Origin of the sequence: Paraburkholderia sp. UCT31 (genome assembly GCF_014397655.1) — a bacterium.
Taxonomy (GTDB): domain Bacteria; phylum Pseudomonadota; class Gammaproteobacteria; order Burkholderiales; family Burkholderiaceae; genus Paraburkholderia; species Paraburkholderia tuberum.
Genome location: NZ_VZQP01000017.1, coordinates 1 through 16,867, shown reverse-complemented (window position 1 = coordinate 16,867; position 16,867 = coordinate 1). Strand labels below are relative to the sequence as shown.

The following is a 16,867-nucleotide window of genomic DNA, read 5'->3' as shown; positions in this document are numbered from 1 at the left end:
CGCGCGGTTGACGCACACGTTTGCAATCTACTGCGCATAGAACGTTAAATCCGCGCCTGGAACGCCCTCGCGTCGAGCGACATTCTACCGCCGCACCCCTTGCACCATTGTCAGGCAACAATCGTTTCGATCGATCCCGGACCACGACGGCATCATGGCGAGCGGCGTGCGCGGCAGGACGTCCGATGCGAGTGTTTCCTTCGCCGCACCGGCGCTCGCGAGCCCTGCGTCGAAACCGCGACTCAGGTGCGCGCCGCCGGCGACTTTGGAAAACCGTCCGTCAGACACAGCTTCAACGCGTCGCGCCAATGCGGCGCGGCGAGCCCGAACACGCGCGCCAGCTTGTCGTTCGACATTCTGGAATTGGCTGGGCGCTTCGCGGGCGTCGGGTAATCCGCGGCCGGAATCGGCAGCGTGTTCGGCCTGTTCGGCAAATCCGCGAGTTCAAAGATCGCCGACGCGAAACCGTGCCACGACGTCGAGTCGCCCGCGCACAGGTGATAGATGCCCGAACGCTCGTCCCACCACTTCGCGCCGTCTTCGGCGGCGAGGGACTGCGCGCACAGATGCGCGGTCAGCGTCGCGATCGTGTTGCACCAGGTGGGCGCGCCGAACTGGTCGGCCACCACCTTCAGCTCCGGACGATCGGCGCCGAGCCGCAACATGGTCAGCAGAAAGTTCTTGCCGCGCGTGCCGTACACCCAGCTCGTGCGCAAGACGAGGTGATTCACGCCGCTCGCCGCGATTGCCTGCTCGCCCGCGAGCTTGCTGCGGCCGTAGACGTTCTGCGGATCGGTTGGATCGTCTTCGACGTACGCGCCTTCTTTCGTGCCGTTGAACACGTAGTCGGTCGAATAGTGGATCAGCGCGGCGCCGAGCTTTTTCGCTTCCTCGGCGAGCACGCCCGGTGCTTCGCCGTTGATGCGCATTGCCAGGTCGCGTTCTTCTTCGGCCTTGTCCACCGCCGTATAAGCGGCCGGATTGACGATCAGCGCGGGACGCAGGTCGCGCACCACCGCGCGAATCTGATCGAGGTTCGACAGATCGAGCCGCGAGCGGTCGACCGCGACCACGTTGCCGAGCCCTTGCAGCGTGCGCGCGAGCTCATAGCCGACCTGGCCATTTACGCCGGTGACGAGAATCGTCCGTTTCGCGTCGTGTGCGCTCATGCGATCCCCTTATGCGTAGACTTCGGCGTCGGCGAGACGCTTGCCCGCCGCATCCTTGGCCGCGAGCAGCGGCTCGAAGTCGACCGGCCATTCGATCCCGATCGCCGGATCGTTCCACACGATGCTGCGCTCGTGCTCGGGGAACCAATAATCCGTGGTCTTGTAGAGGAACTGCGCGGACTCCGACAGCACGACGAAGCCGTGCGCGAAACCGGGCGGCACCCACAGCTGCCGATGGTTCTCGACCGACAGCGTCACGCCGACCCACTTGCCGAAGTTCGGCGAGCTCTTGCGGATGTCGACGGCGACGTCGAACACCTCGCCTTCGACCGCGCGCACGAGCTTGCCCTGCGCATGCTGGATCTGATAGTGCAGACCGCGCAGCACGCCTCTCGCCGAACGCGAATGATTGTCCTGCACGAACTCGACGCCCGGCTCGACCTTCTCGGCGAATTCGAGCGCATTGAAGCTTTCGAAAAAGAAGCCGCGCGCATCGCCGAACACCTTCGGCTCGATGAGCTTGACTTCGGGCAGCGCGGTTGCGGTTACCTGGATGGCCATGCGACGTGATCCGTGAGAATGTTTTGCAGATATTGCCCGTAGGCATTCTTCGCGAGCGGTTTGGCGAGCGCGAGCAACTGCTCGCCGTCGATCCACTGACGCCGGTACGCGATCTCTTCCGGACACGCGACCACCAGACCCTGGCGCTTTTGCAGCGTTGCGATGAAGGTCGCGGCTTCGATCAACGAATCGTGCGTGCCGGTGTCGAGCCACGCATAACCGCGCCCCATGATCTCGACGTTGAGCGCCGCGTTCGCGAGGTAGCGCGAGTTCACGTCGGTGATCTCGAGCTCGCCGCGCGGCGACGGCTTGATGTCCGCGGCGATGTCGCAGACCTGCTTGTCGTAGAAGTACAGACCCGTGACCGCGTAGTTCGAACGCGGCCTGGCGGGCTTTTCCTCGATCGACAACGCGCGGAACTGCTGGTCGAATTCGACCACGCCGTAGCGTTCCGGGTCCTGCACGTGATACGCGAACACGGTGGCGCCGTCGGTCTGATCGTCGGCGCGTTCGAGTTGCTTCGCGAGATCGTGGCCGTAGAAGATGTTGTCGCCGAGAATCAACGCCGACGGATCATTGTTCACGAACTCGCGGCCGATGATGAAGGCCTGCGCGAGTCCATCCGGCGACGGCTGCACCGCGTACTGGATGTTCATGCCCCACTGGCTGCCGTCACCGAGCATCGCCTCGAAGCGCGGCGTGTCCTGCGGCGTGGAGATGATCAGCACGTCGCGAATACCCGCCACCATCAGCGTGGACAGCGGGTAGTAGATCATCGGCTTGTCGTACACCGGCAGCAGCTGCTTGGAGACGACGTGCGTGATCGGATACAGGCGGGTGCCCGAGCCGCCCGCGAGAATAATGCCTTTGCGCGCCATTGCCGTGCCTTTACGCGCGCTGCGCGTAGTTGGTCTCGACCCACTTCCGGTATTCGCCCGAAGCGACTTCGTCGACCCATTGCTGGTTGTCGAGATACCACTGGACCGTTTTGGCGAGCCCCGTCTCGAACGTTTCCGCCGGCTTCCAGCCGAGTTCGCGCTCGAGCTTGCGGGCGTCGATCGCGTAACGGCGGTCGTGACCCGGACGATCTTTCACATAGGTGATCTGGTCGCGATACGAGCCGGCCGCCTTCGGGCGCTGCTGGTCGAGCAGGTCGCACAGCGTGTGCACGACCTCGAGATTCTTCTTCTCGTTCCAGCCGCCGACGTTGTACGTCTCGCCCGGCGCGCCGCGCGCGAGCACTTCACGGATCGCGCTGCAGTGGTCGCCGACGTACAGCCAGTCGCGCACGTTCTGCCCGTCGCCATACACGGGCAGCGGCTTGCCGCCGAGCGCGTTGGCGATCATCAGCGGAATCAGCTTTTCGGGGAACTGGTACGGGCCGTAGTTGTTCGAGCAGTTGGTGGTCAGCACCGGCAGGCCGTACGTGTGGTGGTAGGCGCGCACGAGGTGATCCGAACCGGCCTTGGTCGCCGAATAGGGGCTATTCGGCGCATAAGGCGTAGTTTCGGAGAACTGCGGATCGGTTGCCGACAGCGAGCCGAACACTTCGTCGGTCGACACGTGCAGGAAGCGGAACGCGGCGCGCTCCGCAACGCCCAGCGTGTTCCAGTAGCTGCGCGTTGCTTCGAGCAGCGTGAAGGTGCCGACGACGTTGGTTTGCACGAAATCGGCCGGACCGTGAATCGAGCGATCCACATGGCTCTCGGCCGCGAAATGCAGCACGGCGCGCGGCTTGTGCTCGGCCAATAGCGTATCGAGCGCGGCGCGATCGCAAATGTCGACGCGCGCGAAAATGTGTTTGGGATTGCCCTGTAGCGACTTCAGCGTGCCCAGGTTGCCGGCGTAGGTCAGTTTGTCTACGTTGAGCACCGCTTCGTCCGACGCATTCAGCCAGTCGAGCACGAAATTAGCGCCGATAAAGCCGGCACCGCCCGTTACCAGGATCATGTAATTCCCTTGTCGATGTTAGTGACAGGCGGCGAAGAGCTTGCGACCTGTTCACCCCGCGTGGTGTCCGTTTCTCTGGTCGTCCGTCGCGTTCCCCGGAGAGTGGACACTCAGACGCCAATTTTATGAATCCCCAATTATAAAGCCGCCCAGTGCAAAAACCAGAACCCTAACAACTTGAAACAGCTTGACAGAATTCGTTGCCGTTGGTCTGTGGAAAGGGGCTTTTCGGTGCGGTTACGCGCATTTTGGCGCCTGTAATGATGTGCGCCACATACTGTGCGGCGCGGCGCGGAAAGAGTGGGAAACGAAGAAGAAGAAGAAGAACGGCGAAAGCGTCATGAAAGGCCGCAAACGCGGCCCTTCGGTGCAGACCGTCAGGCGGTTGCTCGCGCGAGCGCGCTCAGGCCGCGAGCATCCAGCGCAGCGTATCGATGAAAGGGATCGACTCGACCGCCGGCACCAGCGAGTGCAATTTGGCGGGCGAACCGGCAAGCATCTTGACGTCCGTTTGGCGGACAAAGGCGGGATTGACCTGGACTTCGATGTCGTGACCGGTGAGTTCGCTCGCGGTCGTGAGGATTTCACGCAACGAATACGGCGTGCCGGTACAGACGTTGACGATTTCGGCGGCGACATTGGAGCCGAGCAACGCCTCGTACGCGCTCGCCACATAACGCACGTCAGAGAAGTCGCGCGCGATGTCGATATTGCCGAGTTCGATCGATGCCGCACGCCGCGCGAAGTGGCTGACGATCTTCGGCACGAGGAAGTTCACCGCCTGGCCGCGGCCGGTGTAGTTGAACGGCCGCACGATCAGGATCGGCAGGCGGTCGAACCATGTGCGCACCAGCGCTTCCATGGCCGCTTTGCTGGCCGCGTAATGATTGACCGGCATAAGCGGGAAGCTCTCGTCGATCGCGGCGCTGCTGACGTTGCCGTACACGTTCGCGCTGCTTGCGATCAGCAGCTTGCGCGGCACATGGCCGATCGCGACACAGGCTTCGAGCAGGTTCTGCGTGCCGATCACGTTGACGCGATAAAAGTCGAGCGGATCGTTGTGCCCCACGAAGCTGATCGCGGCCAGATGCACGATGAAATCGGGCCGCACGGTTTCGAGCACGCGCCGGCAGTCTTCCGGTGAGGTGATGTCGAGTTTGACGCGTGTCGGCGTGTCGGGCTCGTCGCGGCCGGACACCGCTTCGATCACGGTATGGCCGCGCCCGGTCAGCTTCTCGACCAGATAGCGGCCGGTAAAACCGTTCGCACCGGTGACGAGCGTGCGAAATGATTGCTTCGCCGCGGAAGACGACATGCTGGCTTCGTTCACGAGAGAGTCATCCTGTTGTTGTATTGGAATCGCGCGCGGTCCATGCGTGGTTGCCGCGGTGCCGTGTTACGGCGGTGTTCCACCCGCGTCCCGCAACGTGATCGCGCGATACCCGAACCCCAAACGGGCTATTATGTCACGCTATCTTGCTGCTCTGCCCAGCGTGGCACGCGTCGTGCGGCACCGCGCGTATCGAATCGCCTTGATTTCCTCGATGACACCCCTTAACGCTTCCAGTACCTCCGCTCCCCTCGTCCCTCTTGCTTTCGGCGATCTGCAAGGCTGCCGCGCACCGTTTCGGCAACTGCTGGCCAAAGCCGCGCCGCCGGACGGCACACCTCTGTGGTTCGCCGGCGATCTGATCAACCGCGGCCCCGACTCGCTCGACACCTTGCGCGACGTGATCGCGTTCGGCGAGCGCGCGGTGCCGGTGCTCGGCAATCACGATCTGCATCTGCTGTCGGTGTCGGCGGGGATTCGCAAGTCGAAGAAAGGCGACACGATCGAAGAGATCCTCGCCGCGCCCGATGCCGCCGATCTGCTCGAGTGGATACGCCACCGCCCGCTCGCGCATTTCGACAACGGCATGCTGATGGTGCATGCGGGCGTGCTGCCGCAATGGGATGCGACGCTGACGCTCGAACTCGCCGACGAGTTGCAACGCGCGCTGCGTGCGCCGAACTGGAAAGAGACGCTTGCCGGCTTGTACGGCAATGAACCGAACCGCTGGAAGCCGGGCCTGAAGGGTATCGAGCGTCTGCGCGTCACGTGCAGCGCGTTGACGCGCATGCGCTTTTGCAGCGCCGATGGCGTGATGGATTTCAGCAGCAGCGGCACGCTCGCATCCACGCCGAGCGGCTGCATGCCGTGGTTCGACGTGCCGTCGCGCAAGACCGCCGACGTGACCGTCGTGTTCGGTCATTGGGCCGCGCTCGGCCTGATGTTGCGCGACAACCTGATCGGCCTCGACTCGGGTTGCGTGTGGGGGCAGAAGCTGTCGGCGGTACGGCTCGCGAAAAACCCGGCTGAGCGGACGTTGACGCAAGTCGATTGCGATTCGCGCGGCGTGCCGCGCGGGGGCAACCAAACAGAAGACGGCGACGCTGCCCGGCAGCGCCGCCGCTAGACCGAGCGGCGCGGCTGATCGACGGGCTCGATCAGCGTTTCCGCCGTCTCAGCGGCGTCGCTCGACGACGCAGCATCTACAACGTCGCCCTCTTGCGCAACCGTCCCCGCCACTGCGTTGCCGGCCTGCATGTCCCGCAACGCGTTCGCCACCACCTGCTGAGCCTGCGCCGCGAGCACCCGCCGGTCCGCGTCCGGCGCGAGCGGTGCGCCAACATATACGTGGGCGGTCAGCGGACCGCCACGCAACAGCATGTCGAGCGAGTCGGACAACGACACGTCGTCGATATATGCGGGTGCCGTCGACTGCCGGCCCTGCGCGTCCTCGTACATGATGCACAGCGGCTGCACCGGCACACCGGCCGACACCGCGGCCTGGAACATGTTCGCGTGAAACGGCAGCAACTCGAGCCCGTTCGACGTCGTGCCTTCGGGGAACACGCACATCAGTTCACCCGCGCTGAGCCGTGCGGCGAGTTCGTGCATGATGCGCTTCGCGTCGCTGCGTTTCTCGCGCTGGATGAACACCGTATCGAGCTGCTGTGCGAGCCATCCGACCACCGGCCATTGCCGGATCTCCGCCTTCGAGACGAACGGCGTCGGCCGCCACGCGTTAATTACGTAGATGTCGATCCACGAGATGTGATTGGCGACGACGAGCACGCCACGATCGAGCCGCACCGCGTCGTTATGCACGACGAGGCGCATGCCGCACAGCCGCAGCATCTTCAGCGACCACGCGCGATTGAGCGCGTGACGCCGCTCGGCGCTCGCGTTCGGAAAGCGCGTCGCGACGGTCCACATGCCGTGCAGCAGATGCGTGATGAGACGGACCTTGCGTAACGCGAGCTTCATGGCCGGAGCTTTCCTTGACTGGACCGAAACGATACCGCTCAGCGCTGTTCGTAGGCGAGCTGACCGGACACGACGGTCGCGCGCACCTGTGCCGGCAGCTCGTAGCCGAGGAACGGCGTGTTGTGCCCCTGGCTCTTCAGCGCACGCGGCTCGACGCGCCAGTGAGCGTGACGGTCGAACACGCAGAGGTCGGCCACCGCGCCGAGCGCGATGCGGCCAGCCGCTTCGAGGCCGAGCACCTGCGCCGGCGCCGCGGTGATGCGATTGAGCGCGGTCGCGAGCGGCACGCCCGCTTCGTCGGCCCACTTCACCGTCAGCGACAGGAACAGTTCGAGGCCGGTTGCGCCCGGCGTCGCTTCGGCGAACGGCAGCAGCTTTTCGTCGTCGTCGACCGGCGTGTGCGCGGAGCAGATCGCATCGATCGTACCGTCGACGAGGCCCGCGCGGATCGCTTCGCGATCGCGCTGCTGGCGCAGCGGCGGATCGAGCCGGAACTGCGCGTCGAAGTAACCGATGTCGAGGTCGATCAGATGCACGTGGTTCACGGTGACGTCGCACGACACCGGCAGGCCCTCGCCCTTCGCCGCGCGCACGAGCGCCACGCCCGCCGCCGACGACACATGCGACACATGCACGCGCGCGCCGGTTACGCGCACGAGTTCAAAGATTGTATGCAGCGCGATCGTTTCGGCCGCCACCGGGACACCCGACAGCCCGAGCCGCGACGCCAGCGCGCCGCTCGCGGCGACGCCGCCCTTGCCCAGATACGCATCGACGGGACGCAGCCACACGGTGAAATCATAGGTCTTCGCGTATTGCAGCGCGCGCATCAGCACCTGGGTATCGACGATCGGCGTGTCGGCCTGCGAGAAGCCGACGCAGCCCGCCTCGGTCAGCTGGACCATCTCGGTGATGACCTGCCCCTTGAGACCGACCGTCAGCGCGCCGAGCGGATACACGTGCGCCTTGCTCTGATTGCGCGCGCGGAACTTCAGCATTTCGACGAGGCCCGGTTCGTCGAGCGTCGGATCGGTGTCCGGCGGACATACGAGGCTCGTCACGCCGCCCGCGAGCGCCGCGGCCATTTCCGAGCCCAGCGTCGCCTTGTGCTCGTAGCCCGGCTCGCGCAAACGCGCGCACAGGTCGACGAGACCCGGCGCGATCGACAGACCGCGCGCGTCGAGCGTGCGCTCCGCCTGGAAGCCGGCCGGCGCGTTGCCCAAGGCGGCGATCTTGCCCGCCTCGATAAAGATATCCTGCTGCTGTTCGGTGCCCGCTGCCGGATCGATCAGCGTGCCGCCTTGAATATGAATCTTCATGCGCTGCCTTTGTTAAACCTGTGGTTCAGCCTATCGTTCGGCTTCCCGATCAGTCGTTGCTTAGTCGTTATTGCCCGCGACGATCCCCATCACCGCCATGCGCACCGCGATACCGAACGTGACCTGATTCAGGATCACCGATTGCGGGCCGTCCGCGACCTGCGAGTCGATCTCGACGCCGCGGTTCATCGGGCCGGGGTGCATCACGATCGCATCGGGGGCGGCGAGCGCGAGACGCTCGGGCGTGAGCCCCCAGCTCTTGAAGTACTCCTGCGACGACGGCAGCAGCGCGCCGCTCATGCGTTCGTTCTGCAGGCGCAGCATGATGATCACGTCGACATCCTTGAGACCTTCGTCGAGGTTGTGGAACACGCGCACGCCCATCTGTTCGAGGCCGCCCGGCAGCAGCGTGCGCGGACCGATCGCGCGCACTTCGGGCACGCCGAGCGTGGTCAGCGCATGAATGTCCGAGCGCGCGACGCGCGAATGCAGGATGTCGCCGACGATCGCCACGCGCAGCTTCGTGAAGTCCTTCTTGTAGTGGCGGATCGTGTACATGTCGAGCAGACCCTGCGTCGGGTGCGCGTGACGGCCGTCGCCGGCGTTGATCACGTGCACGTGCGGCGCGCAGTGCTGCGCGATCAGGAACGGCGCGCCGCTCGACGCATGACGCACGACGAACAGATCCGCGTGCATCGCCGACAGGTTGTTGATCGTGTCGAGCAGCGATTCGCCCTTGCTGGTCGACGACGCGTTGATGTTCAGATTCAGCACGTCGGCCGACAGCCGCGTGGCCGCGATCTCGAACGTGGTACGCGTGCGCGTCGAGTTTTCGAAGAACAGGTTGAACACCGACTTGCCGCGCAACAGCGGCACCTTCTTCACTTCGCGATCGGTCACGCTCACGAACTGGTCGGCGGTCTCGAGAATGTGATTGACGATGGCCTTCGGCAACCCCTCGATCGACAGCAGATGTTTGAGCTCGCCGCTCTTCGTGAGCTGCGGGTTGCCCTTCAGGAAGCCGTAGCGGAAGCGCTCGGATGCGCTAGCGGAGGAATCTTGCGGAGCCGGGGTGGCGGTGTTCATGATGTACCTGCTTCAAATACGGGCTTCAACGTGATCGAGGTCGCGTCGACACGCCGCTCACGCGCGTTTCAATCGACGCGTGCTTCAGTGTGAAAAGAAAACCGCTGGCCGCCCGCGCCGTCGTCTTCACGGGCCAGCACGAGCGTCGCGTCGGCGGGTACGTCGACCACGCCACCGACGAAGCGCGCCGCCACCGGCAACTCGCGTCCGCCCCGATCGGCGAGCACCGCGAGTTCGACCGATGCCGGCCGGCCATAGTCATACAGCTCGTTGAGCGCCGCGCGAATCGTGCGGCCGGTGTACAGCACGTCGTCGACGAGCACGATGCGGCGGCCATCGACCTCGAACGGTAGCGAGGTCGGGCTTGCTTGCGCGTGCAGCCCTTTCTTCGCGTAGTCGTCGCGATGCAGCGCGACGTTCACCACGCCGAAGCTCGGCAGTTTCAGGTCGCGCGCGAGCCGCTCGGCGAGCCACGCGCCGCCGCTATGGATACCCGCCAGTACCGCCGCGTCGGCACCGGCTTGCGTGGCGGCGAGCTGGTCGCCATACGCCGCTCGAATCTGGTCGAGCAACGCGCGATACAGCGCTTCGGCGTCAATGGAACTCATGATCGTCGGAAAGTCCGTCTAGATATTGCTGGAGGATGATGCTCGCGGCTTCGGCGTCGAGCATGTCGGCGCGGGCATTGCCGGCGCGGATTTCCGCCTCGGCCTCGACCGACGAGTAGCGCTCGTCGACCCACGTGACCGGCAGATTGAAGCGGCCGTTCAGCTGGTTGCCGAAGCGCTTCGCGAGTTGCGTGCGCTCGTGCGGTGTGCCGTCGGGGTGCATCGGCAGGCCGACCACCAGCGCATCGGGCTTCCATTCGGCGATCAGCTTGCCGAGCGCTTCGAAGCGGTACTCCCTGCTGCGGTTCTGCACGACGACGAGCGGCCGCGCGCGGCGCGTCAGCAAATTGCCGACTGCCACGCCGATGCGTTTCTCTCCGTAGTCGAACGCAAGCAGCGTCGCCTCACGTCCGGCCGGCAGATTCATGCGCGGCCCCTCATGCGTGCCCGGCCTCGCCCGACAGCATCGACAACGACACGCCGAGCAGCGCGAGCGCCGCTTCGAGACGATCTTCAGCGGGCACGTCGAAAACGATCTTCGGATCGGCCTCGACCGTGAGCCAGCCGTTCTTGGAGATTTCGTCTTCGAGCTGACCCGCGCCCCAGCCGGCGTGGCCGAGCGTCAGCAGGAAACGCTCCGGACCGTTGCCGCTCGCGACGGCCTCGAGCACGTCTTTCGACGTGGTCATTTCGAGCCCGCCCGGCACCGACATCGACGACGTGTATGCGCTGCCGCCTTTCGGATCGTGCAGCACGAAGCCGCGCTCGGTCTGCACCGGGCCGCCGAAATACACGGGGACATGGAGAAGCGGTTCGATCTCGAGCTTCAGATCGATGCGATTGAAGAGCGCCTGCAGGTCGATATCGGTCGGCCGGTTGATCACGAGGCCGAGCGCGCCGCGCTCACTGTGATCGCAAAGGTAGACCACCGTTCCTGAAAACGTCGGATCGGCCATGTTCGGCATGGCGATCAGGAACTGGTTGGTCAGATTGATGCGATCGGTACTCTTGGACATAGTTCGGATTTTAGCAAAGACGATGCGCGATGGCGGGCTGCTTTGAGCATTGCAACCCGTTGGGTTGCACGCTATGCGACGCGCCATCGACGCCGGATCAAGTTGCACTCTATCACGCGCGCGACTTGCGCCATGCCGCGATCAGGCGCCGAAACACCGCGTAGAACGGCACGTTCGGCGCGCGTCGCGAAGTAGCGGGATTGTGACTTGTCACAATGGGTCTAAGCGGGTTCGGCGCGCGTCGGTCGTAGCGTTGCGGACGCAATTCGCGCGCCACGTCGCGCGTTTGGTTCGACCCGGCTTGCGCTTCATGCGCCGCCCTGCTCGATCGCACGCGTGAGCGCGGCGAGCGCCGCCTGCGTGAAGCTGCCGCCGGCCGGCCCAACGCCCGCGGCGACCTTGTGCAGCGACGCACGCAAGGCCTCGGCGGCCTGCTCGAGCGTGTCGGCCGGCGGCGCGCCGACGATCACGTGCGCGCGCACCGCCGGCGTCGCGACGCTCGCATGCGCACGACGCCGCCATGCGAGACCGAGCGCGTCGGCGAGCAGCGCCACGTGACCGAGACCGAGCGCGCAGGCGGCCGAGCCCAGCCGGTAGGCGGCGTCGCCCGCCTGCAGCGCTTCGCTCGGGTCGGCTTTTTCCGGCTGATCGGCCGCGCGCGCATGGGCGGCCAGCGCCTCGATGGACGCGTCGGCGGTCTGCAGGAAGTCTTCGTACGCGTTCGCGTTGACGCTCAGCACGCCGAGATCGCGCGTGTGCGGCAGCGACTGCGCCTCGAGCGCGCCCGCCTCCCACAGCGCTTCCGACGACTGCGTGCCGGCGACGTGCCAGTCGACGGTCAAGCCATAATCGTGCAGCACCTCGACCTGGTCGGCGTCTTGCGCGGCCGCGCCGAACAGCGCGTAGTCGCGCCACAGCAGCGCGAGCGTCGCGCGCACCAGCGAACGCGGCGCGCGCTCGATGCCGCGCGCGTGATCGGCGAGCGCCAGGTTGCAGCGCGCGTAGAAGCGCCGCGCCTCGATATCGCGGATTGCGTGGCCGCGCGCGCGCAGCGCCTTCGCGCAGGCGCGCGCGAGCCGCCAGAAGTCATACGGATCGGGGCCGGCGAGTTCGGTGAACACGGCGTCGAGCTCGTCGAGCGCGGCGTTCGTGACCGCAAGCGCCACCGCGCTGCCTGTGTCGGCCTGCGAGCGCAGCACCGGCAGCAACGCGCGCTCGTAGCGCGCCCGCAGATGGGCAAGCTGATCGGCCGATTGCGCGTGCAGCGAAGCCGGCGGCACTGGCCGCGCGCACAGCGCGAGGTCTTCGAACGCAACGGCGGAACCGGGCGTGGGTTCGATGAGTTGCGCACACAGCTCGCGGTAGTGGTTGAACAGCGTCGGCGAGCAACTGAGCTCGCGCAGATTGTGACGCTCGAGCGCCGCGCGGAAGTCGCGCAGCGCCGCGCCGAACACTGGCCGCGCGCTTTCCGCTTCGGCTGGCTCGCCGCTCGCGAGCGGCGAGAGCCGCACGAGGGCGTCGGTGAAACGCTGCGCGCTGAGCCAGCCCGCCGTGCGCAATGCATGCGACGCGCGCAGCAGCGCGGCACCGCTCTCGTCGCGCTGCTCGAACGCGAGCGACGCCTCGGCGAGCGCGAGTTCCGCAGAGCGGACCGCGCCGCCGCGCGGGTTCGGCAGTGCATCGATGGAAACGGGTGCTGCGGATCGAAGAGTCATGGGCAGGCGACACGAAGCTGACGGGGGCCGTCGCTTCGCGCCGCATGCTGAGTGAGCGGCCACCGCGCGAACCGGCGACAGGACAATGACAGACTACCGTTGCGACACGACGCGACCGGCGATGTTCCGCGCCGGCGCGCTCGGACAGGCGCCGGGCGTGCCGGACGCATCAAGCGATTGCAGCAATTGCGCGGCGGATGACGCCGCTGACTTTTCGGGATCGAAGCTCAGGGTTCAGGTTCGGACCGAATCTCGGGACCCGGTTTGGGGGCCGAAGCTTCCGGCGTGTCGCACGAGCCCATCAAACCGCGACGCCGGAACAATGATCAAGCGACGCGAACGAACGACCGACCGACCGGCTGACGCCGGCGGCTTGCCGAACTTCAGATCTGGACCATTTCGAAGTCTTCCTTGCGCGCTCCGCACTCCGGACACGTCCAGTTGATGGGTACGTCTTCCCAGCGCGTGCCCGGCGCAATGCCTTCGTCGGGCAAGCCGGCCTCTTCGTCGTAAATCCAGCCGCAAATCAGGCACATCCAACTTTGATATTCCATTCTTTTGTCGCGTCGTTGAGTCCGTGGAAGCGGGAGCCATGATGGTACCGTGTTGCCGCCCCCATGCCTAGCAATCGAAAACTCGCAATCGTAGCGTGGACCGGGCTTCGGCGGTGCGCCCGCGCGCCGTCCGCACGACGCTCGCGGCGTCATGCCGCATGGCGGTGGGGACACCCGGCAGCGCGATAGAGGGCGCCCTCGGCAAGCTCGCGGCGCTAGCGTGGCAACCTCAACGCGATCCCCGCCGGCCGCGCGTCAGCGGGCCGCGAGCCAGCCTCTGGCGATCACCGCCGCGCGAAAAAACGCCCTCTCCTCGGTTTAGGCCGCATAATTGAGCCAATTGCGCATTGCGCGCCGAAATCCTGCTTTCCTTATCCATTTTCATGCCCAGCGACACGCCTCCGATCGTCCTCACCTTCGGTCTCTCCGACCCCACCGGCGGCTCCGGCCTGCAGGCGGACCTGTTGACACTTGCCAGCATGGGCTGCCACGGCGTTTCCGTGCTCACGGGCTATACCGTGCGCGACTCGGCGAACTGCGACGAAGTCACCGGGCTCGACCCGGACATCGTCGCGACGCAGGCGCGCATGCTGCTCGAGGACATGCCGATCGCCGCATTCAAGGTCGGCGCGTGCACGCGCGCCGAAGTGGTCAGCGCGATCGCGGAAGTTGTCGCCGACTACGACGACGTCCCGCTGATCCTCACCCCGGACTTCACGCTCGACGACGAGCACGTGCTCGCCGCCGACGAACTGCGCGAAGCGATCGCCGATCTGCTCGCGCCGCAAACCACGCTGCTAGTCGCCGACTCGGCGACGCTGCTCGCGCTCGCGCAGCCCGACGGCGACGCGGAGGCGCCGAGCCTCGACGCGGCGATCTCGCACCTGCTGTCGCAGGGCTGCGAGTACATTCTGTCGACCGAAACCGGCACGCATCGGCTCGTCAACACACTCTTCAGCGAGGACGGCCAGTTGCGTCAGGACATGTGGGACCGCGCGCCGCATCGGTTGACGGGCCTGACCGATACGCTCGGCGCGGCGATCGCCGCGCTTCTCGCCAACGGCCAGGAGCCCGCGGAAGCGGTGCGCGAAAGCCAGGAGTATCTGTATCAGGCAGTGCGCAATGCGTTCCGGCCCGGCATGGGGGCGTACATGCCCGATCGCTTCTTCTGGGCACGCAGCAGCGATGAAGACGAAACGCCGCCCGCGCAAGGCAAGGGCGCGGCGCCGGGGGAAGCGCGGCACTGACCTCGCCATTCGTCGGCATCGACTAGAAACCCGCTGTCAGCCGGTTTTTTCATTAATGCGACTTTCGCGATTGGTGCGACTTTCCATTCGATTTATCCAAATTGAATAATGTAATTAGCGCGTAGCTATGGCTACTGCCGCGCCCAGTTCGTCTCGTGGGCATCTTAGTCAATTTATTGTGCATAGCCGCATGAATCTTGCTGTCGGCAATGCAACCAGACGTTATACCGCGTAATTAAACGTTACAACGCCAATGACATCTTTTGTCTAGACTTTACGCATCACGATCAGTCATATGTCCCCACATGTCATTTCCCACCTTTTTCATCCATCCACCGAAATGCGGCGGTTCGACCGTTATTTCGTTTTTTGATTTGAATAAAGGTAATGACCAATTCATTAGCTTTGTCTGGGATCAGGATGGCTGGGGAAACTGTCGCGCGAAGCTGCTCGAGACGCAGGTAGGCGGGGGTCATCTCCCGTATGGCATTCATCGGATGATCAAACATCCGGTCAACTACTGCACGATCCTGCGCGATCCGCTCGCACGCCAGATCTCGCACTACTGGTATGCGGCGAACGGCAAGAACGGCCAGATCATGCGCGGCGTCAGCGTGTCGGCGACCGAGGCTCTGGCGCTGCAAGGCGTACTGTCGCTCGACGAGTGGGTCAGCGAATCGCTCGGCGGCAGGAACCTGTTCGTGCAGATGCTGAGCGGCGAGCCGGCGGTCAACGAAGCGAGCCTCGCCGTCGCGCAAATCCATTTGCGCGAACAGATCGGTACCGTCGGCGTCTGCGAGGACATGAGCGAATTCTTATTGCGGCTGTGCGGTGCGACAGGGATGAAATTACCGTTCTGTTTCGAAGCGAATCGCACCAATGGTGCGCCGAAAGGCAAAGCTCACATCAGCGAAGCAGCCAGACAAAAGTTCATCGACGACAATAGCCTCGATTACGAACTGTTCCGCGACGCGAATCGAATCGTCGAAGCCTATGCGAATGAAACGGGCAGCGTCTTTTCGAATGCGCTCGAATTGGTCCGCGAGATTCAGTCCGAAATAAATCAGCTCGAGAATCCGCACGTCTATAGCGCGACGGTTTTCGGCATCGATGGCTCATTCCTGTCGCGCGTTCATGAGGTGATCCGCCGCTTCGATCTCGCGCCGATCGATACCTATCTGGAGTTCGCGCGAAGCCGGCAGCGTCCGCCGGTCGACCTGTTCGACGGTTTTGTCGACACGGTGCGCGACGGCGTAGTGTGCGGCTGGGCCGTCAACCTGAGCGAGCCGCAGCGGCAAGTACCGCTCGAGGTGCGGGTCGGCACGCAGATCGTCGCGACCGGCTGCAGCGGCGAGCCGCGGCCCGATGTGGCGAGCGCCGGCTATCCGAGCGCATACAGCGGATTTTCGATTCCACTGCCGAACGATATTCCGGAAGGCTTTCGCGTTACCATTGCCAATTCCACCGAGAGCCTGCACAACGCCGGCACGTGGCGGCAAGGCTGGCACTGCGAATGAGCCAGAAGAGCCAAGAGAACCTATCCATGAAAGAGCCGCCCCAGTTCGTGCAACGCTTCCACGGCAAGATCGCGGTGCAGGACCGCATACGCATGTTCGATCAGATGCCCGCCACGATCTGGCTGACCGGCCTGTCCGGCGCCGGCAAATCGACGCTCGCGTTCGCGCTCGAGGAGCAGCTGATCGCGCTCGGTCACGCCTGCTATGTGCTCGACGGCGACAACATCCGCCACGGTCTGGCGAGCGACCTTGGATTCGAGCCCGACGACCGGCGCGAAAACATCCGCCGGGTCGCGCACGTCGCCCAATTGATGAACGACGCGGGTCTGATCGTGATTTCCGCGCTGATTTCGCCGCTACGCGAAGATCGGGCGATGGCGCGCGCGATCATCGGAGCCGACAAGTTCGTCGAAACCTATGTGTCCGCCTCGCTCGCCACCTGTGCGAGCCGCGATCCCAAAGGTCTTTACGCGAAAGCGGGGTCTGGCGAGATCAGCTCGTTCACCGGCGTATCAGCGCCCTATGAAGCGCCGATCGATCCCGACCTGAACGTCGACACGGGAACGCTGAGCCCCGCGCAAAGCGTCGCGCAGATCTTCCACTACCTGCGCGAAAAGTGCCTCGGAAGGTCCTCTCATCGCTCGGCTCACGCCGCGGGCGCCTGATCCGGACAAAAGGGCGTCCGGAAGTAAGCACCCGGTGAAGGCACCGTAGAGCTCGATCAGGCGGTAGACGGTGCCCAGCGATGCGGCAGCAACTGGGCGATGTTGTCGGCGCGATGAGTGGGTAGCCGGGTCAGCACGTCTTTCAGATAG

General features: G+C 64.8%; 19 protein-coding genes. 4 read left to right on the top strand and 15 right to left on the bottom strand.

The features are described 5' to 3' along the window. Positions 1–242: 242 nt before the first annotated feature. The 5 genes from rfbD to F6X40_RS16170 all read right to left on the bottom strand — a co-directional run bounded on the left by rfbD (position 243) and on the right by F6X40_RS16170 (position 4,995). Positions 243–1,169 (bottom strand): dTDP-4-dehydrorhamnose reductase, encoded by a 927-nt coding sequence (rfbD, locus tag F6X40_RS16190; RefSeq protein WP_187628508.1) that lies wholly within the window; start codon positions 1,167–1,169, stop codon positions 243–245. 9 nt (positions 1,170–1,178) lie between these two features. Then, positions 1,179–1,730 carry a dTDP-4-dehydrorhamnose 3,5-epimerase gene (gene rfbC / locus F6X40_RS16185; protein ID WP_187628507.1) on the bottom strand — a complete coding sequence of 184 codons (552 nt, stop codon included), beginning with the start codon at positions 1,728–1,730 and terminating at the stop codon, positions 1,179–1,181. Then, positions 1,715–2,608, bottom strand: a complete 894-nt coding sequence (gene rfbA / locus F6X40_RS16180) for a glucose-1-phosphate thymidylyltransferase RfbA (RefSeq protein ID WP_090803282.1) — start codon at positions 2,606–2,608, stop codon at positions 1,715–1,717. The genes rfbC and rfbA overlap by 16 nt, the downstream gene beginning before the upstream one ends. A 10-nt stretch (positions 2,609–2,618) precedes the next feature. After that, positions 2,619–3,680 carry a dTDP-glucose 4,6-dehydratase gene (rfbB, locus tag F6X40_RS16175; protein WP_187628506.1) on the bottom strand — a complete coding sequence of 354 codons (1,062 nt, stop codon included), beginning with the start codon at positions 3,678–3,680 and terminating at the stop codon, positions 2,619–2,621. 403 nt (positions 3,681–4,083) lie between these two features. Beyond that, positions 4,084–4,995, bottom strand: a complete 912-nt coding sequence (locus tag F6X40_RS16170; RefSeq protein ID WP_187628505.1) for a GDP-mannose 4,6-dehydratase — start codon at positions 4,993–4,995, stop codon at positions 4,084–4,086. A gap of 229 nt (positions 4,996–5,224) precedes the next feature. Between F6X40_RS16170 and F6X40_RS16165 the strand changes: the two genes are divergently transcribed. Continuing rightward, positions 5,225–6,136: a symmetrical bis(5'-nucleosyl)-tetraphosphatase gene (locus tag F6X40_RS16165; protein WP_187628504.1), complete on the top strand. Its 912-nt coding sequence runs from the start codon at positions 5,225–5,227 to the stop codon at positions 6,134–6,136. On the opposite strand, the gene F6X40_RS16160 is transcribed toward F6X40_RS16165, so the two are convergent. The 8 genes from F6X40_RS16160 to F6X40_RS16125 form a co-directional block, all read right to left on the bottom strand. Next, positions 6,133–6,990, bottom strand: coding sequence for a lysophospholipid acyltransferase family protein (locus F6X40_RS16160; protein ID WP_187615921.1), 858 nt, complete (start codon positions 6,988–6,990; stop codon positions 6,133–6,135). The genes F6X40_RS16165 and F6X40_RS16160 overlap by 4 nt on opposite strands. A 38-nt stretch (positions 6,991–7,028) precedes the next feature. Next, a complete protein-coding gene (locus F6X40_RS16155) occupies positions 7,029–8,309 on the bottom strand; it encodes a dihydroorotase (protein ID WP_184065096.1) in 1,281 nt (426 codons plus the stop codon). Positions 8,310–8,369: 60 nt separating this feature from the next. After that, positions 8,370–9,395, bottom strand: a complete 1,026-nt coding sequence (locus tag F6X40_RS16150) for an aspartate carbamoyltransferase catalytic subunit (protein ID WP_090803276.1) — start codon at positions 9,393–9,395, stop codon at positions 8,370–8,372. Between the two features lie 68 nt (positions 9,396–9,463). Beyond that, a complete protein-coding gene (gene pyrR, locus F6X40_RS16145; RefSeq protein WP_187628503.1) occupies positions 9,464–10,003 on the bottom strand; it encodes a bifunctional pyr operon transcriptional regulator/uracil phosphoribosyltransferase PyrR in 540 nt (179 codons plus the stop codon). Then, entirely contained in the window at positions 9,990–10,430 is a 441-nt protein-coding gene (ruvX, locus tag F6X40_RS16140; RefSeq protein WP_187628502.1) for a Holliday junction resolvase RuvX, read from the bottom strand. Before ruvX ends, pyrR begins: the two co-directional genes overlap by 14 nt. 10 nt (positions 10,431–10,440) lie before the next feature. Then, complete coding sequence (locus F6X40_RS16135) at positions 10,441–11,019, bottom strand: YqgE/AlgH family protein (protein ID WP_090803272.1); 579 nt, start codon at positions 11,017–11,019, stop codon at positions 10,441–10,443. Between the two features lie 308 nt (positions 11,020–11,327). Continuing rightward, complete coding sequence (locus F6X40_RS16130) at positions 11,328–12,734, bottom strand: hypothetical protein (RefSeq protein WP_187628501.1); 1,407 nt, start codon at positions 12,732–12,734, stop codon at positions 11,328–11,330. A gap of 383 nt (positions 12,735–13,117) precedes the next feature. Next, a complete protein-coding gene (locus F6X40_RS16125; RefSeq protein ID WP_006047743.1) occupies positions 13,118–13,288 on the bottom strand; it encodes a rubredoxin in 171 nt (56 codons plus the stop codon). Positions 13,289–13,671: 383 nt separating this feature from the next. Between F6X40_RS16125 and F6X40_RS16120 the strand changes: the two genes are divergently transcribed. Beyond that, positions 13,672–14,535 carry a hydroxymethylpyrimidine/phosphomethylpyrimidine kinase gene (locus F6X40_RS16120; protein ID WP_184065087.1) on the top strand — a complete coding sequence of 288 codons (864 nt, stop codon included), beginning with the start codon at positions 13,672–13,674 and terminating at the stop codon, positions 14,533–14,535. Positions 14,536–14,843: 308 nt separating this feature from the next. Here the strand turns inward: F6X40_RS16120 and F6X40_RS42350 are convergent, their stop codons facing one another. After that, a complete protein-coding gene (locus F6X40_RS42350) occupies positions 14,844–15,044 on the bottom strand; it encodes a hypothetical protein (protein WP_262421469.1) in 201 nt (66 codons plus the stop codon). Between F6X40_RS42350 and F6X40_RS16115 the strand changes: the two genes are divergently transcribed. Together F6X40_RS16115 and cysC are read left to right on the top strand one after the other, a co-directional pair. After that, entirely contained in the window at positions 15,033–16,052 is a 1,020-nt protein-coding gene (locus tag F6X40_RS16115) for a chondroitin 4-O-sulfotransferase (protein ID WP_262421468.1), read from the top strand. The genes F6X40_RS42350 and F6X40_RS16115 overlap by 12 nt on opposite strands. A 26-nt stretch (positions 16,053–16,078) precedes the next feature. Next, positions 16,079–16,717: an adenylyl-sulfate kinase gene (gene cysC / locus F6X40_RS16110; protein ID WP_187628499.1), complete on the top strand. Its 639-nt coding sequence runs from the start codon at positions 16,079–16,081 to the stop codon at positions 16,715–16,717. Positions 16,718–16,773: 56 nt separating this feature from the next. Here the strand turns inward: cysC and F6X40_RS16105 are convergent. Continuing rightward, positions 16,774–16,867, bottom strand: a 94-nt coding sequence (locus F6X40_RS16105) for a transposase domain-containing protein (protein ID WP_187628498.1), incomplete at its 5' end; no start/stop codon positions are given.

What these genes read in the sequence shown, in the direction of transcription:
- F6X40_RS16125 (WP_006047743.1), bottom strand. Translation starts at nt 13,288, where the DNA reads ATGGAATATCAAAGTTGGATGTGCCTGATTTGCGGCTGGATTTACGAC.
- F6X40_RS16150 (WP_090803276.1), bottom strand. Translation starts at nt 9,395, where the DNA reads ATGAACACCGCCACCCCGGCTCCGCAAGATTCCTCCGCTAGCGCATCC.
- F6X40_RS16170 (WP_187628505.1), bottom strand. Translation starts at nt 4,995, where the DNA reads ATGTCGTCTTCCGCGGCGAAGCAATCATTTCGCACGCTCGTCACCGGT.
- F6X40_RS16155 (WP_184065096.1), bottom strand. Translation starts at nt 8,309, where the DNA reads ATGAAGATTCATATTCAAGGCGGCACGCTGATCGATCCGGCAGCGGGC.
- F6X40_RS16130 (WP_187628501.1), bottom strand. Translation starts at nt 12,734, where the DNA reads ATGACTCTTCGATCCGCAGCACCCGTTTCCATCGATGCACTGCCGAAC.
- rfbB (WP_187628506.1), bottom strand. Translation starts at nt 3,680, where the DNA reads ATGATCCTGGTAACGGGCGGTGCCGGCTTTATCGGCGCTAATTTCGTG.
- F6X40_RS16160 (WP_187615921.1), bottom strand. Translation starts at nt 6,990, where the DNA reads ATGAAGCTCGCGTTACGCAAGGTCCGTCTCATCACGCATCTGCTGCAC.
- rfbA (WP_090803282.1), bottom strand. Translation starts at nt 2,608, where the DNA reads ATGGCGCGCAAAGGCATTATTCTCGCGGGCGGCTCGGGCACCCGCCTG.
- rfbC (WP_187628507.1), bottom strand. Translation starts at nt 1,730, where the DNA reads ATGGCCATCCAGGTAACCGCAACCGCGCTGCCCGAAGTCAAGCTCATC.
- cysC (WP_187628499.1), top strand. Translation starts at nt 16,079, where the DNA reads ATGAAAGAGCCGCCCCAGTTCGTGCAACGCTTCCACGGCAAGATCGCG.
- F6X40_RS16115 (WP_262421468.1), top strand. Translation starts at nt 15,033, where the DNA reads ATGATCAAACATCCGGTCAACTACTGCACGATCCTGCGCGATCCGCTC.
- F6X40_RS16165 (WP_187628504.1), top strand. Translation starts at nt 5,225, where the DNA reads ATGACACCCCTTAACGCTTCCAGTACCTCCGCTCCCCTCGTCCCTCTT.
- pyrR (WP_187628503.1), bottom strand. Translation starts at nt 10,003, where the DNA reads ATGAGTTCCATTGACGCCGAAGCGCTGTATCGCGCGTTGCTCGACCAG.
- F6X40_RS16120 (WP_184065087.1), top strand. Translation starts at nt 13,672, where the DNA reads ATGCCCAGCGACACGCCTCCGATCGTCCTCACCTTCGGTCTCTCCGAC.
- F6X40_RS16135 (WP_090803272.1), bottom strand. Translation starts at nt 11,019, where the DNA reads ATGTCCAAGAGTACCGATCGCATCAATCTGACCAACCAGTTCCTGATC.
- ruvX (WP_187628502.1), bottom strand. Translation starts at nt 10,430, where the DNA reads ATGAATCTGCCGGCCGGACGTGAGGCGACGCTGCTTGCGTTCGACTAC.
- rfbD (WP_187628508.1), bottom strand. Translation starts at nt 1,169, where the DNA reads ATGAGCGCACACGACGCGAAACGGACGATTCTCGTCACCGGCGTAAAT.
- F6X40_RS42350 (WP_262421469.1), bottom strand. Translation starts at nt 15,044, where the DNA reads ATGTTTGATCATCCGATGAATGCCATACGGGAGATGACCCCCGCCTAC.